Raw genomic sequence first — 13,453 nt, 5'->3', positions numbered from 1 at the left:
TCACTGCCCTCGCCTTTGACTTCACCAACGGTTTCCACGACACCGCCAACGCAATGGCAACCTCCATCGCCACCGGTGCGCTGAAGCCCTTCACCGCAGTTGCAATCTCCGCAGCTCTCAACCTCATCGGTGCATTCCTGTCGGTCCACGTGGCCGCAACCGTGGCCAAGGGTATCGTGAACCTCGACTCCTACGACCTCTCCGTAGGCGCCGACGGCGAAGCCCTCCTCATGGTCGTTTTCACCGGCCTCATCGGCGGCATCTTCTGGAACCTGTTCACCTGGCTCCTGGGCATGCCGTCCTCTTCCTCCCACGCACTGTTCGGCGGCCTCATCGGAGCCGCTTTCGCAGCGCTGGGAACCGGCGGCGTCGCTTGGTCCTCCATCGCCGGCAAGATCATCATCCCGGCTATCGCCTCCCCTTTCATCGCAGCGATGGTTTCCGCCTGCGGTACCGCGTTGGTCTACTGGGTCACCAACACCATTCCGGAGCGCGTAAAGAACGGACACTTCCGCCACGGCCAGATTGTCACCGCCTGCCTGGTTTCCCTGGCACACGGCGCTGGCGACGCCCAGAAGACCATGGGTGTCATCTTCCTCGCCCTCGTTGCAGCCGGTGAGGCAAACTCCGACCAGCGCATCCCGACCTGGGTCATCGTTGCTTGTGCTGTGGCCATCGCAGCCGGCACCTTGTCCGGCGGCTGGCGCGTCATCCGCACCCTGGGCAAGGGCCTCGTTGAGATTGAGTCCCCACAGGGCATGGCAGCTGAGGCTTCCTCCGCAGCCATCATCCTCACCTCCGCCGCTGGCGGTATGGCACTGTCCACCACCCACGTTTCCACCGGTTCCATCCTCGGTACCGGCCTGGGCAAGAAAGGCGCCCAGGTTCGCTGGGGCGTCGCAATGCGCATGGTTGCTGCATGGCTCATCACCCTCCCCTGTGCCGCGGCGGTTGGCTTCGTCACCTGGTGGATTGCTCACCTCGTTAGTGGTGCTACCAACACTCTCACCGGCGCTATCGTCGACGCCATCATCCTGCTGGCCATGGTCGCCGTCATCCTGATGCGTGCTCGCCGCAACCCGGTTGATGCTTCCAATGTCAACGACGATTGGGACGCTGACGCAGAGACCGTCGACTCCTCCTTGCAGGCACACGAGAAGGTCGCCGCAGGTGTCACCACTGGCAACGCACCAGGTGCCGCCAATGCCGCACACGGCGTGATCAACGATGCCTACAGCGCCGCTCACACCACCACCATTAAAGGAAAGTAGGACAACGCCATGACCGCAATGGAAATTCTCGTCGCTATTTCTCGCGTCGCTGGTTTGGCGCTCGCCTTCGGCGCTGGTATCCCGCTCCTTTTCGCTCTGGGCATGCGTTGCATGACCGGTGACCCGATTCGCAACAGCGAGGGCGTTATCGTAGGCGATACCGAAGCTTCCGCTCAGATGAAGGTCTTGGGATGGACCGTGTACGCCGTACTGGGCGTCATCATCCTGGTTGCCATCTCCTGGATTGCCAAGGATTCCATCAACCACTACTTCGGATTGGAGCTGTTCCCCGGCTTGTCCAGCAAGCACTAGGGCCTGCTTCACTCCACGCCTTAAGTTAACAAAAAGTTAACAAACGCGTAACTCCAGGTTGATTACTTAGCGGACCGAGCGTACCATGTCAGAAACATCAGCTCGGCCACCATTTTCTATACCAACCGTAAGCGGCCGTTGATTCATTGCATGGACTGAAAGAAGGTGAGCATCAATGAATACTATTAACGGACTGATTTCCTCGTTCACTACAACATTCAAGAGTGCCACCGGCACAGGCCTTGACGCATTGGATGCAACCCCAATGGAAGCGCTCGTCACCGAGGAGCTCGTTGACCGCGGAACCACCCCGGCAACAACCGGCAATATCGTTGCCGCATTCAATGCGGTAAATAACCGCTCCCCTCGCGAGGAGGAGCTGTACGAAGTTGAGCTATTCCTGATGGATTTCGGCCTCGCAGCCTAAGACAGCACCCCCTTTCCATTGAGCGTTAACGTGCCCTACTCCCCACGGGAGAAAGGGCACGTTTCTTTTTGTAGTGCCCTAAAGAATTTGAGACCACCCCAGGCAAACGCCCCGCCCAGCAAAGGGTTAAAATGCCAAATACGAGAGTTTCCTCATATTCTGCAAGCCGCTCACCTGCACAAACTAGTTTTGTGAGGGAAATCACCGGCCCGTCAGGGTGTAAAACTCAAGCAAAATTGCCTAAACTCCCCAAACATGACTATTTCCTCACATTTGTCGGATCTTGATTCTATGAACGCGACCACCACGGCCGGCAAGATTGCTGAGCTAAAGCGCCGGCGCGAGCAAGCTGCTGCGCCCATGGGCGAAAAAGCCCACCAGAAAGTCCGCGATCAAGGCCGCCTCACCGCACGCGACCGCCTGGACTACCTCCTCGACGAAGGCTCCTTCGTCGAAACTGACATGCTCGCAGTACACCGCACCATCGACTTCGGTATGGCCGCCAAGAAGCCCGTGACCGACGGAATCGTCACCGGCTGGGGAACCATCGACGGCCGCGAGGTTTGCATCTTCTCCCAAGACGGCACTGTCTTCGGCGGTGCTCTCGGTGAGGTCTACGGCGAGAAGATGATCAAGATCATGGAGCTGGCCATCACCACCGGGCGCCCGCTCATCGGCCTCTACGAGGGCGCAGGCGCCCGCATCCAAGACGGTGCCGTGTCCCTGGACTGGATCGCCAAGACCTTCTACCAAAACATCAAGGCCTCCGGCGTGGTCCCACAGATCTCCGTCATCATGGGCGCCTGCGCAGGCGGCAACGCCTATTCTCCGGCGCTCACCGACTTCGTGGTCATGGTGGACAAGAAGTCCAAAATGTTCGTTACCGGACCCGACGTCATCAAGACCGTCACCGGCGAGGAAATCACCCAAGAAGAGCTCGGTGGCGCGTCCGTCCACATGCTCGCGGCCGGCAACTCGCACTACACCGCATCCTCCGACGAAGAGGCCCTCGACTGGGTCCACGACCTCGTGGGATACCTCCCGTCAAACAACCGTCAGCGCGCCCCATTTGAGCCTTTCGAAGAGCTCGGCGAGGAAACCGCTGACGACCTCATGCTCGACGAGATCATCCCTGACTCCCCTACCCAGCCTTATGATGTAAAGGATGTCATCGCAGCGCTCACCGATGACAGCGAGTACCTCGAGATCCAGGCTGAGCGCGCCGAGAACGTGGTCATCGCATTCGGACGCATCGAAGGCCAAACGGTTGGCTTCGTGGCTAACCAGCCACAGGTCTACGCAGGCTGCCTCGACATCGACTCTTCTGAGAAGGCCGCACGCTTCGTGCGCACTTGCGACGCGTTCAACATTCCGATCGTCATGCTTGTCGACGTCCCAGGCTTCCTGCCGGGCGCTTCCCAGGAGCACAACGGCATTCTGCGTCGCGGCGCCAAGCTGCTCTACGCCTACGGTGAGGCCACTGTCCCGAAGATTACGGTGACCATGCGCAAGGCCTACGGCGGCGCCTACTGCGTCATGGGCTCCAAGGGCTTGGGTGCAGACGTCAACCTCGCGTGGCCAACCGCCCAGATTGCCGTCATGGGCGCAGCCGGCGCCGTGGGCTTTATCTACCGCAAGGAGCTCAAGCAGGCCCACGAGAAGAGCCTGGACGTGCAGGAATTGGCAAAGTCCTTCGAGCGCGAGTACGAGGACCACATGCTCAACCCATATAAGGCTGCTGAGCGCGGGCTTATCGACGCCGTGATTCTCCCCTCCGAGACCCGCAGCGCCATCACCAAGAACTTGCGCCTCTACGCCGACAAGAATGTGGCACGCCCTGCACGCAAGCACGGCAACATCCCGCTCTAAGAAGACGGGTTGTAGAATTAGTCCCTATGACTGATCTGAAAACCACTGCTGGCAAGATCGAGGATCTCAACAACCGCCTCAGCGAGTCGCGCATCCCCATGGGCGCCGAGACCCTCGAGGCAATCCATGCCGCAGGAAACTTGAGCGCACGCGAGCGCATCGAGAAGCTGCTCGACGAGGGTTCTTTCGTCGAGACCGATGCCCTCGCCCGCCACCGCTCCACCGACTTCGGCCGTGAGCACGATCGTCCGTACACCGACGGCGTCGTCACCGGCTATGGCACCGTCGACGGCCGCAAGGTTTGCATCTTCAGCCAGGACCCCACTGTATTCGACGGCACCCTCGGCGAGGCGTACGCAGAAAAGCTCACCAAGGTCTACGACCTTGCACTCAAGACCGGTGTCCCAATCATCGGCCTGTATGACTCCACCGGTCCGCGCGTCCAAGAAGGCATCGTCACTCTGGCTGGCTACGCCCGCATCATGGCACGCGTAACCCAGGCCTCCGGCCTCATTCCGCAGATCGGTGTCGTTGTAGGTAACACCGAGGGCATCGCTGCTTTTGCGCCGACGCTTTCCGACGTCCTCATCATCACCCAGGGAGCTACCCTCCACCAGGCAGCGCCGCACATCGCTGGCGCGGAAGCAGAGACCTTCGGCGGCGCCGCCGTGCACGCTGCAGCTGGCACCGCTCACCTCGTCGCGCAGTCCGACGCCGAGGCCGTAGCCCTTGCCCGCGACGTGCTCGCATTCCTGCCGGCCAACAACCGTGCCGAAGCCCCACGCGTTGCCGCTGAGATTAGCTCTGGCTCCATTGCGGACAACGTCAGCGACCGCGACCACAAGCTCGACACCATCATCCCGGATACCGCTGCCGAGGCCTACGACATGCACGACGTCATTAACACCGTCGTTGACGAAGACACCTTCTTCGAGCTCGCGGCCGACGCCGCCGAAAACATCATCACCGGCTTTGCATACATCGAAGGCCGCCCAGTCGGCATCGTGGCTAACCAGCCGCTAGCCCTAGCAGGTGCACTGGATTCAGCAGGTTCCGAAAAGGCTGCCCGCTTCATCCGCGCCTGCGATGCCTTCAATACCCCGGTCATCGAGTTCGTCGATTCCCCTGGCTTCGTCCCTACTCCGGAAGAAGAGAAGTCCGGCCTGTTGCGCCGCGCTTCGAAGCTTTCCTTCGCTTACGCAGAGGCAACCGTGGGCAAGCTGACCGTTATCACCCGCAAGGCAATCGGCCCGGCTTATGTATTCATGGGTTCCAAGGACTTAGGCGCAGACTTGGCCTACGCATGGCCTACCGCTGAAATCGCCGTCACCCAGGCATCCCAGGCTGCGCTGGCCATCTATGGCGAGGAAGCTACCCCGGAGCAGGAAACAGAGCTCGCCGAGCAGTTCCTGCACCCCTATGCCGCTGCCGAGCGCGGTTTGGTTGATAATGTCATCGAACCCTCCGCAACCCGCGGCTACCTCGTCGAAGGCCTGCGACTTCTGGAACGCAAGATCGTCGCCCAGGCCCCGAAGAAGCACGGTAACATCACCCTCTAAAAGGAGAATCCATGACCGCACCAACATTTCGTGTACTCAAGGGCAACCCCTCCGACGATGAGGTTGCCGCACTTACCGCAGTCCTAGCGCAGCTCAGTGCTGATGCCCGCGCAAAGCAGGCCGGTTCTGACGCCGGCGAGCGCAACCTGTGGGGCCGCCTCGACGAGCGTTTCGACGCATACGGCGCACAGGACGTCTTCAACCCGTCCGCCTTCCGCAACGTGCGTTACTACTAAAGGCTGCTTGAAGGATGCGAATCGTCCTCGCTTCTCAATCCCCGTCCCGCGCTTCCATTCTGCGTGGGGCCGGGGTTGAGCCCGTTTTGGCGCCCGCGCACGTGGATGAGGAGGCTATCGAGACGTCGCTAAGCGGCGCAGCTCCTGCCGATATCGTCGCAGCATTGGCCACCGCAAAAGCGGAAAAGATCGCGCCCGAGTACCCGCAGGACGTCGTCATCGGGGGCGATTCCATGCTGCTTCTCGACGGCGTACTCCAAGGCAAGCCACACACTGTCGACGCCACGATTGAACGCTGGCGCTCCCAGGCTGGCCGCCGTGCAGAGCTGCTCACCGGACACTGCATCATCCAGGGCGACAAGCGCCACGTTGAAACCTCGCGCACCAGCGTCTTTTTCGCCGCGGCAAACGAGCGCGACATCGCCGCCTATGCCGCGACTGGTGAACCTTTGGAATGCGCCGGTGCCTTCACCTTGGAGGCAATCGGCGGTTGGTTCATTGACCGTATCGAGGGCGATCCTTCCTCGGTCATCGGACTATCGCTGCCGGTTGTCCGCCGTTCCTTGTACTCCTTTGACCTCTGCGTCTCAGACTTCTGGGCCAAGCCTTAAGACGTGGCCGCTGCCATTGTCCGGCGGGCGCGGTAGTCTAGCGGGCATGGAAATGAAAGACATGCTCGCACCCGCCCCCATCAAGCTGCCTGCTGATCCCGGCGCTGATTCCACCGCTGACCTGCAGGCTGGCATTGTAGAATACCCCAACTCCCCGCTGCTGTGGGCTTTGCTCGCCGAGCAGGAGCTCACGCGCTTGCGCGAGGATGAGGCCATGCCTACTGCCTACATCACCGCTTATGCCTATGCCCGCACGGGCTACCACCGCAGCCTTGACCGCCTGCGCGGCAACGGCTGGAAGGGCTGGGGTCCGGTTCCTTTCGAGCACGAGCCGAACCAGGGCGTCCTGCGCGCCATTGCTGCCCTCGCGCACGCGGCGCAGGCCATTGGTGAGGAGGACGAGTACGACCGTCTCCGCCAGATGCTTTCCGACGCCGACCCAGACTCCGTCGCCCGTCTCCTTGACTAAAGTAACTTTCTAGCAGCCGGCGGGCGCGGATTCCCAGCCGCGCCGAATGAGCTCCTCGAGCACCTTAAGGTCTACGTCTTCTGGCTTGTTAATGTACAGACAGGACTTGCTCACGGTGTGCTTAACGAGTCGTTCCAGCAGATCCTCATCGTGCGGTAGCCCATAAAGAGAAATCTTGGCCCCTGCCATATCCTCGGAGTTTTTGCCTGTGTGTCCGCGAGTGAAGGTCGCGCTGCGGTCCTCCGGGGCTGGTGCGCCGTGAAGGTCCATCCCCTGCTCCTGCAACGCCGCATTCAGGCGCTCGAGCCCGCGCTTGCCGACGCCGGCTATCGATTCAAAGTCAGTCATGGGAGCCTCGGTTTTCCAATTCGGTAACCACCGTTATCCCAAGCAGGATATACAAACTTGGCTGCCAAGCACGCCCAAACAGCAAACCCCGGTTCGTTCCTATTCAGGAAGAACCGGGGGAAGGTGGAAAACCAACGAACTCTGGTGTTCGTTACTCAAAAGAGCCTTACTTGTCCGCCTCAGCGTTTTCAACGAGCTTCTTGGTGTTCTCAGTGGTCTGGATGTTTGCCACGAAGAACTCCAGAACGAGGCGAACCTGGATAAGGTAAAGGACCAAGCCCAGGGTGCCGAAAATGAGGTGTCCGAAGATCATCATCACTGCCATGCCGCCACCGAAGGAGCTGCCGGACAACGAGCCAGCGAGGCCGCCGAGGGAGCCGCCCATGACTGCGAAGAGCAGGCCACCGAGCCACCACAGGACACCGACTATCATCGCGATGATGTAGATGACGGAAGCGAACTTCACGGTGATGAAGCTGGAGAACTTGAAGTCGAATAGGGACTTGAAGAAGCTATCCTTCTGCGGCTGTGCCTGCTGCAGGCCCTGTGGGTACGGGCCAAAGCCCTGCTGTGCTGGCTGGTTGAAGCCGCCGTGGTTCTGCTGTGGATAGCCGCCAAAAGCCTGCTGGCCTGGCTGACCTGGCTGCGGCTGCCCCTGCTGCGGGAATCCGCCAAAGCCCTGCTGTGGCTGGCCCGGCTGGTTCTGCTGGCTCTGGAACTGCTGGTTGAAGCCGCCCTGGTTGAAGTTGCCTGCAGGCGGGACCGGCTGACCGAAGCCACCCTGATTGAAGCCATTGCTTGACGCTGGTTCTGCCGCGGAGCCAGCGGCATTCGAGGAGCCGGCTACAGAGTTATCAGAACCTGCATAGCTTGCCTGGGAGAAATCAGCTTGGCCGAAGTCGCTGTTGCCGAAGTCGTTGCTATCAAAGTCGCTGTTGCCGAAGTCAGAGCCGCCAAAGTCATTGTTGCTGCCAAAGTCCGAACCACCGAACTCTGAAGCGCCGAAGTCCGAATCAGAAGCGTGGTTAGCCACGGAGTTTTCTCCAAAGCTTAAGGTCTCTTCGCCTTCTGCATGGTGTACGCCGGAAGCTTCGGAAGAATCGAAAGAGCTAGCTGCTCCAAAGGAAGAACCACCAAAATCAGACTGCCCTAAGTCGGAGCTACCAAAGTCAGAATTGCCGAAGGAGGAGGAACCAAATGAGTCCTCGGCGGCATGCTGCGGGTTCTGCTCGGAGTTCTTTTCTCCGTACTGGTCTGGATTGGCCATAAGCGAGATTTTCCTTTCGATTACTTAACTGCGTCTTAAATCACGCACACTTGAAAATACAACAGATAAAACCAATCGGCAGCCCAATGGGGACCACTCCCCTTGTTATGAGTACAAAAATAACCCCGTACCCTCCCTGTTGGAGACTACGGAGTTATTGAAGATAAAGCTGATTTATGGCTATACCTTAAGCGTGCTTTGCTTCCACGCGCTTGATTGCCTCAGCTGCAACCTTCTCCTGGATGCCCATGTCGAGCTCAGAGGTGAAGCCAACGCAGGAGCAGTTAATCTCGCCGAGAACATAGGTGTCCTCGCCATTCTCGCCGTCGGCAAGCATGAAGTCAGCAGTCCAGATAAGCGGAATGTTGTCGCCGCCGAGCTTCTCAGCGATGACAGGGCGAACCTCTGCGAACATGTCAACCAAGCTCTGCCAAGCCTCTGGCTTGTCGTAGGTGTACTTCGCACCGGAGAACAAGGTAGCGGAGAAGTTATCGCCGCCTTCAGCTGGCTTCTTGTGGACCACGAATACTGGATCCGGACCAACGAGAAGAATGCGGATCTCGCCCTCAACGATGCGCGGCATGAAGCGCATATCGACGAGCATGCCGTTGTCACCGATAATGTACTGGTCGCAGAAGTCCATGAACTCGCCGAGCTCGCGAACCTCGGTGTGGTTGTCCACAGCCTCGGTGCACTTGAGCTTGGTGTCCAGCGGAAGCGCGGTGCCCGGAGTTACTTCAAGGGACTTGTCCTCAATCTGGACGCGCCAGATGCCCTCACCGGTCGAGCCGCGGTTCTGCTTAAGAACGCGCTCACCGTAGGAGATGGAGGTCGGGAAGGTGTTGTGGAAAGACTCAACGTCGTAATAAGCCGCGGTGTCAGCCGGGACTAGTTCAGTGTCGTTGAGCTTGACCAGCGCATCCTTTGCGCCATATGCCATCATCTCGTAAGGAGTGGACATGCCTACCAGGCCAGCCTCAGAGAGCTTGGTCAACAGGTCGAAATAGCCCTTCTCGCCACCCGGGATGTTGCCTGGGTTCACGCGGGAGATGTAAGCGTCAAAGTTCTCAGAGACGTACTCGAAGATGCGCTCGGACCACTCTGGGCGGAAGAACACGACCTCGGAGTGCCAGCCGGCTTCCTTAATGGAGTCGACGATAGGCATGGTGTCCTTGCGGTGACCGTTGAGCTGCTTGTCAGATCCGCCCTCGACCTCGAAGACGACGATTGCCTTATGCACAGCAATTCCCTTTCGTTTGGGGTTTGTGGGTATTGGTCCGGCACACAGGGCCACTACTGCTCTGGCCCGCCATATTTAACGAGAATTAGAGAGTGAATATGCAGCGTTCTGCACCGCACCACGTTTTAAAAATATCGCAGTATTTGACCCTGCGCTCGCTTGCTAACCCCGCCTTAACCCCGGTCATTTTCGCCGCTCAGAAATCATTTTTAGGGCTTGACCTGCACACTTGTTATAACCAGTAGTTTCGACTCATGCACAGTAGGCCAAGAATGTATCCAACGACACAGTAGGGGCACTGGGTGACCAATCTAGAGGTTTTCGCGTTAAAGTTGATTTGACTAAACATGCCTAACCAAAATCCCCTTCATAGAAAGGTAGGCGAACCATGGCCGAGTTCGATCCCAATCCTCCGTTCCAAGAGTATGCACACCCAGAACGTCTCGTATCTGCACCCTGGCTATCGGCCCGCCTAGGCATTAAAGGCCTACGCGTAATCGAGGTTGACGAGGATTCCCTCCTCTACGACATCGGCCACGTGCCCACCGCCTCCCGCATCAACTTCCAGACGGAGCTACTGGACCCCGTTACCCGCGACATCGTCAGCGCGGAAGGCTTCGCACAGCTCATGCGCGACAAAGGAATCAAGCGCGATGACACTGTGGTTATCTACGGCGACAAAGCCAACTGGTGGGCCGCCTACGCCCTGTGGGTATTTGAGCTTTACGGCCACCCGGACGTCCGTCTCCTCGACGGTGGCCGAGATGCTTGGGTTACCGAAGAGCGCGACACCTCTTTTATGGTTCCCGACTTCCCAGAGTCTGATTACCCAGAGGTAGAGCGCAACGACGAGACTTACCGCATCTTTGTGGACCAAGTTCGCGGCACGACCGCAAAACTCGTAGACACCCGCACGCCGGAGGAGTTCTTTGGCGAGGCCACCCACGAGTCCCCCAACGGCGACTCCGCATACGGCACCACCATGCGCCACGGCCACATCCCAGGCGCCGTGAACCTAGAGTGGGACCGCGCGGTCTACCCCAACGGCTGCTTCCGCGCGCTTTCCGAGCTCAACGTAAACTACGGCGAGCTGGAACCTGCTTCCGAGACCGTCCTCTACTCCCACGTCGGCGCACAGGCTGCGCACACCTGGTTTGTCTTGACCTTCCTCCTTGGGTTCAAGGACGCCAAGGTCTACGACGGCTCCTGGGCCGAATGGGGCAACATGATCCGCATGCCTATCGAAGGTTAATCGATAGCGAGAAGCATCATACTTGCGCACTCAACACGCCGCATTTTCCCGCATCCACGCTGGTGCGGGATTATTTTTGGAAACAAAACCGGAACCTGACGGTTTTCTCATGTTTTTGTGTGCAAGAATAGTGGACAGTCCAATTCGAGTTTTATCAGGAGGGTTTCTGCCGTGGCAGTTGAAACCAAGAAGATCACCAAGGTGCTAGTTGCTAACCGCGGTGAGATTGCAGTCCGCGTGATCCGCGCCGCGCGCGACGCTGGCATCGCCTCCGTCGCTGTGTATGCAGAGCCAGACGCCGACGCGCCTTTCGTAGCTTTGGCAGACGAGGCTTTCGCCCTCGGCGGCCAAAATTCCGCCGAGTCCTACCTTGTCTTTGACAAGATTCTCGACGCCGCAGAAAAGTCCGGCGCCAACGCCATTCACCCGGGCTACGGCTTCTTGTCTGAGAACGCCGACTTCGCCCAGGCTGTCATCGACGCAGGCCTCATCTGGATCGGCCCTTCCCCACAGTCCATCCGCGACTTGGGCGACAAGGTCACTGCCCGCCACATCGCCGAGCGCGCCGACGCCCCAATGGCGCCAGGCACCCCAGACCCGGTCAAGGATGCCGCCGAGGTTGAGGCCTTCGCCGACGAGCATGGCCTGCCTATCGCTATCAAGGCTGCCTTCGGCGGCGGCGGACGCGGTATGAAGGTTGCCTACAACCGCGACGAGGTCGCAGAGCTCTTCGACTCCGCTACCCGTGAGGCCACCGCAGCATTCGGCCGCGGCGAATGCTTCGTCGAGCGCTACCTCGACAAGGCTCGCCACGTTGAGGCCCAGGTCCTAGCTGACCAGCACGGCAACGTCGTCGTCGTGGGCACCCGCGACTGCTCCCTGCAGCGCCGCTTCCAGAAGTTAGTGGAGGAAGCACCAGCGCCGTTCCTCACCGACGAGCAGCGCGCTTCCATCCACGAGTCCGCTAAGCGCATTTGCCGCGAGGCAGGCTACTACGGCGCAGGTACCGTCGAGTACCTCGTTGGCTCCGACGGTCTCATCTCCTTCCTTGAGGTCAATACCCGTCTGCAGGTCGAGCACCCGGTTTCCGAGGAGACCACCGGCCTCGACCTCGTGCGCGAGCAGTTCAACATCGCAGAGGGTGGCAAGCTTTCCTTCACCGAGGACCCAACCCCGCGCGGCCACGCATTCGAGTTCCGCATCAACGGCGAGGACGCTGCGGCTGGCTTCATGCCGGCACCGGGCAACGTCGTCAAGTATGCAGAGCCAGCAGGCCCAGGCGTGCGTGTGGATTCCGGCGTGCGTGAAGGCTCCGTCATCGGTGGCCAGTTCGACTCCATGCTGGCCAAGCTCATCGTCTGGGGTCAAGACCGCGAGACCGCGCTGCAGCGCGCACGCCGCGCCCTGTCGGAGTACACCGTCGAGGGCCTTCCGACCGTCATTCCTTTCCACCAGGCCATCGTGAGCGACCCTGCGTTTACCGCTGAGAACGGGTCCTTCGATGTCTACACCAAGTGGATTGAAGAAGAGTGGGTGGGCGAGCTGCCTGCGTACGTCGACCCAGATGCTCCGGCTGAGGACGATGCAGACCCAGCCCAGAAGTTCGTGGTTGAGGTCGCTGGCCGCCGCATTGAGATTGCGCTGCCGTCCAACCTCATCTTCGGTGGCGGTTCTCCGCGCAAGAAGTCCAAGAAGCGTCGCGGTGGCGGCGCCAAGGCCGCTGCGTCTGGCGACGCCGTCGTGGCACCAATGCAGGGCACCGTCATCAAGGTCAACGTCGAGGAGGGCCAGGAGGTCGCAGAAGGCGACGTCGTGCTCATCCTCGAGGCCATGAAGATGGAAAACCCAGTCAAGGCCCACAAGTCCGGCACCGTGACCGGCCTCGCTGTGGAGCAGGGCGCCCAGATCAACAAGGGCACCCCATTGCTGGAGATCAAATAGCTCACTAGAGTCGGTGGAATGACTGCCAACGACTCTGCTTATGGGGTCCGGCTGGCCAAGGAGCCAGACCGGACCTACCTGTCCCGTCTGCTCTTCCTCGCTGATGTTTTGGGCGACGAAGAGGCTGCCGTCCCTGACTTCCACACGGCAGACGTGGGCCTGTACATCGACGAATGGTCGCCGCTTGTCGACGGCGGCTGCATCGCCGTTTCCAGTCATAACGTACCGATGGGCGGTGCGTGGCTGCGCTACTACACCGGTGCGCGCAAAGGTGCGGCGTACCTGGGTAACCCGGAAGCAGAGCCTTTCGACGAATCCCAGTGGGCAACCCGTTTTGACCCAGAGGAAATCCCCGAGCTATTCATCGCGGTGGAATACCGCTACCGTGGCTTAGGCGTAGGCCGCCGCCTGCTGCGCAACATTTGCGACCTCGCTGCGGCCCAAGAGGCCCCCGCGATTGCACTGTGGGTCGACCCCAAGAACCCTGGCGCCCGCAAGCTCTACGAATCCGAAGGCTTCGAAGACATCACCGTCCCCGGTAATTCGGAGGCGCCCACCATGGTCAAGTACTTCGCCCACTAGGTTGCAACCGCGCAGAATAGAGCGCCCTTCCCGCCGACGCTTCAAAGGTCAGCGGGAGGGGCGCTCTTC

At 59.9% G+C, this 13,453-nt stretch carries 15 protein-coding genes; 12 read left to right on the top strand and 3 right to left on the bottom strand.

Annotation, left to right across the window (positions count from 1 at the left end):
- The 8 genes from HMPREF0308_RS01475 to HMPREF0308_RS01440 form a co-directional block, all read left to right on the top strand.
- Positions 1 to 1,271, top strand: a 1,271-nt coding sequence (locus HMPREF0308_RS01475) for an inorganic phosphate transporter (RefSeq protein ID WP_005528028.1), incomplete at its 5' end; no start/stop codon positions are given.
- Positions 1,272 to 1,280: 9 nt separating this feature from the next.
- Positions 1,281 to 1,583 (top strand): hypothetical protein, encoded by a 303-nt coding sequence (locus tag HMPREF0308_RS01470; protein WP_005528027.1) that lies wholly within the window; start codon positions 1,281 to 1,283, stop codon positions 1,581 to 1,583.
- A gap of 175 nt (positions 1,584 to 1,758) precedes the next feature.
- Positions 1,759 to 2,010 (top strand): hypothetical protein, encoded by a 252-nt coding sequence (locus tag HMPREF0308_RS01465; RefSeq protein WP_005528026.1) that lies wholly within the window; start codon positions 1,759 to 1,761, stop codon positions 2,008 to 2,010.
- Positions 2,011 to 2,265: 255 nt separating this feature from the next.
- The gene (locus HMPREF0308_RS01460) at positions 2,266 to 3,879 is read left to right on the top strand and encodes an acyl-CoA carboxylase subunit beta (protein WP_034656550.1); all 1,614 of its coding nucleotides are present in this window, start codon (positions 2,266 to 2,268) and stop codon (positions 3,877 to 3,879) included.
- Positions 3,880 to 3,905: 26 nt separating this feature from the next.
- Positions 3,906 to 5,438 carry an acyl-CoA carboxylase subunit beta gene (locus tag HMPREF0308_RS01455; protein WP_005528022.1) on the top strand — a complete coding sequence of 511 codons (1,533 nt, stop codon included), beginning with the start codon at positions 3,906 to 3,908 and terminating at the stop codon, positions 5,436 to 5,438.
- Positions 5,439 to 5,449: 11 nt separating this feature from the next.
- The gene (locus HMPREF0308_RS01450; protein ID WP_005528020.1) at positions 5,450 to 5,674 is read left to right on the top strand and encodes an acyl-CoA carboxylase subunit epsilon; all 225 of its coding nucleotides are present in this window, start codon (positions 5,450 to 5,452) and stop codon (positions 5,672 to 5,674) included.
- 14 nt (positions 5,675 to 5,688) lie between these two features.
- A complete protein-coding gene (locus HMPREF0308_RS01445; protein WP_005528019.1) occupies positions 5,689 to 6,285 on the top strand; it encodes a Maf family protein in 597 nt (198 codons plus the stop codon).
- Positions 6,286 to 6,331: 46 nt separating this feature from the next.
- Positions 6,332 to 6,754: a DUF3151 domain-containing protein gene (locus HMPREF0308_RS01440; RefSeq protein WP_005528018.1), complete on the top strand. Its 423-nt coding sequence runs from the start codon at positions 6,332 to 6,334 to the stop codon at positions 6,752 to 6,754.
- Between the two features lie 9 nt (positions 6,755 to 6,763).
- Here HMPREF0308_RS01440 and HMPREF0308_RS01435 read toward each other — a convergent pair whose 3' ends face one another.
- The 3 genes from HMPREF0308_RS01435 to HMPREF0308_RS01425 form a co-directional block, all read right to left on the bottom strand.
- Entirely contained in the window at positions 6,764 to 7,102 is a 339-nt protein-coding gene (locus tag HMPREF0308_RS01435) for a DUF1801 domain-containing protein (RefSeq protein ID WP_005528016.1), read from the bottom strand.
- Between the two features lie 166 nt (positions 7,103 to 7,268).
- A complete protein-coding gene (locus tag HMPREF0308_RS01430) occupies positions 7,269 to 8,369 on the bottom strand; it encodes a DUF4282 domain-containing protein (protein ID WP_005528015.1) in 1,101 nt (366 codons plus the stop codon).
- Positions 8,370 to 8,556: 187 nt separating this feature from the next.
- On the bottom strand, positions 8,557 to 9,609 hold the full coding sequence (locus HMPREF0308_RS01425) for a Cj0069 family protein (RefSeq protein WP_005528014.1): 1,053 nt from the start codon (positions 9,607 to 9,609) through the stop codon (positions 8,557 to 8,559).
- 92 nt (positions 9,610 to 9,701) lie between these two features.
- On the opposite strand from HMPREF0308_RS01425, the gene HMPREF0308_RS13980 reads away from it, so the two are divergent.
- From HMPREF0308_RS13980 to HMPREF0308_RS01410, 4 genes are all read left to right on the top strand, one after another.
- Entirely contained in the window at positions 9,702 to 9,854 is a 153-nt protein-coding gene (locus HMPREF0308_RS13980) for a hypothetical protein (protein ID WP_005528013.1), read from the top strand.
- Positions 9,855 to 9,997: 143 nt separating this feature from the next.
- Entirely contained in the window at positions 9,998 to 10,861 is an 864-nt protein-coding gene (locus HMPREF0308_RS01420; protein ID WP_005528012.1) for a sulfurtransferase, read from the top strand.
- Positions 10,862 to 11,032: 171 nt separating this feature from the next.
- Entirely contained in the window at positions 11,033 to 12,802 is a 1,770-nt protein-coding gene (locus tag HMPREF0308_RS01415; RefSeq protein ID WP_005528011.1) for an acetyl/propionyl/methylcrotonyl-CoA carboxylase subunit alpha, read from the top strand.
- Positions 12,803 to 12,820: 18 nt separating this feature from the next.
- Positions 12,821 to 13,384, top strand: coding sequence for a GNAT family N-acetyltransferase (locus HMPREF0308_RS01410; RefSeq protein ID WP_005528010.1), 564 nt, complete (start codon positions 12,821 to 12,823; stop codon positions 13,382 to 13,384).
- The last annotated feature ends 69 nt before the right edge of the window (positions 13,385 to 13,453 follow it).

Origin of the sequence: Corynebacterium striatum ATCC 6940, from assembly GCF_000159135.1 — a bacterium.
Taxonomy (GTDB): domain Bacteria; phylum Actinomycetota; class Actinomycetes; order Mycobacteriales; family Mycobacteriaceae; genus Corynebacterium; species Corynebacterium striatum.
This window is presented reverse-complemented; position numbering and strand designations above follow the sequence as displayed.

Bases quoted from the DNA above. Each gene is read 5' to 3' on its own strand.
- HMPREF0308_RS01435 (WP_005528016.1), bottom strand. From the start codon at position 7,102: ATGACTGACTTTGAATCGATAGCCGGCGTCGGCAAGCGCGGGCTCGAG.
- HMPREF0308_RS01460 (WP_034656550.1), top strand. From the start codon at position 2,266: ATGACTATTTCCTCACATTTGTCGGATCTTGATTCTATGAACGCGACC.
- HMPREF0308_RS01455 (WP_005528022.1), top strand. From the start codon at position 3,906: ATGACTGATCTGAAAACCACTGCTGGCAAGATCGAGGATCTCAACAAC.
- HMPREF0308_RS01430 (WP_005528015.1), bottom strand. From the start codon at position 8,369: ATGGCCAATCCAGACCAGTACGGAGAAAAGAACTCCGAGCAGAACCCG.
- HMPREF0308_RS01470 (WP_005528027.1), top strand. From the start codon at position 1,281: ATGACCGCAATGGAAATTCTCGTCGCTATTTCTCGCGTCGCTGGTTTG.
- HMPREF0308_RS01445 (WP_005528019.1), top strand. From the start codon at position 5,689: ATGCGAATCGTCCTCGCTTCTCAATCCCCGTCCCGCGCTTCCATTCTG.
- HMPREF0308_RS01465 (WP_005528026.1), top strand. From the start codon at position 1,759: ATGAATACTATTAACGGACTGATTTCCTCGTTCACTACAACATTCAAG.
- HMPREF0308_RS01410 (WP_005528010.1), top strand. From the start codon at position 12,821: ATGACTGCCAACGACTCTGCTTATGGGGTCCGGCTGGCCAAGGAGCCA.
- HMPREF0308_RS01420 (WP_005528012.1), top strand. From the start codon at position 9,998: ATGGCCGAGTTCGATCCCAATCCTCCGTTCCAAGAGTATGCACACCCA.
- HMPREF0308_RS01450 (WP_005528020.1), top strand. From the start codon at position 5,450: ATGACCGCACCAACATTTCGTGTACTCAAGGGCAACCCCTCCGACGAT.
- HMPREF0308_RS01440 (WP_005528018.1), top strand. From the start codon at position 6,332: ATGGAAATGAAAGACATGCTCGCACCCGCCCCCATCAAGCTGCCTGCT.